This window comes from Pseudomonas sp. TWI929, assembly GCF_039673335.1.
In the GTDB taxonomy this organism is placed as follows: domain Bacteria; phylum Pseudomonadota; class Gammaproteobacteria; order Pseudomonadales; family Pseudomonadaceae; genus Aquipseudomonas.
The window spans coordinates 1-465 of record NZ_JBDJLK010000194.1 but is presented as its reverse complement, the minus strand read 5'-3'; the positions used below and the strand labels follow the sequence as shown (position 1 = coordinate 465).

The following is a 465-nucleotide window of genomic DNA, read 5'->3' as shown; positions in this document are numbered from 1 at the left end:
AGGTAGCCGTAGGGGAACCTGCGGCTGGATCACCTCCTTAATCGACGACATCAGCCTGCTGATGAGCTCCCACACGAATTGCTTGATTCATTGTAAAAGACGATGCTGTAACGCGACCCTGTTATAGGTCTGTAGCTCAGTTGGTTAGAGCGCACCCCTGATAAGGGTGAGGTCGGCAGTTCAAATCTGCCCAGACCTACCATTACATGGTTCAGCCGTAGAATACGGGGCCATAGCTCAGCTGGGAGAGCGCCTGCCTTGCACGCAGGAGGTCAGCGGTTCGATCCCGCTTGGCTCCACCACTTTCGCGGTACGCAATAACTGCTCAGAACTTAGAAATGAGCATTCAGTTTTGAATGTTGATTTCTGACTTTTGTCAGATCGTTCTTTAAAAATTCGGATATGTGATAGATATAGACTGAACACCAGTTTCACTGCTGGTGGATCAGGCTAAGGTAAAATTTG

General features: G+C 49.0%; 2 tRNA genes. Both read left to right on the top strand.

The annotated features are described in order from the left end of the window. Positions 1-125: 125 nt before the first annotated feature. A tRNA-Ile gene (locus ABE456_RS28525) sits at positions 126-202 on the top strand. 24 nt (positions 203-226) lie between these two features. Beyond that, positions 227-302, top strand: a tRNA-Ala gene (locus tag ABE456_RS28520). The last annotated feature ends 163 nt before the right edge of the window (positions 303-465 follow it).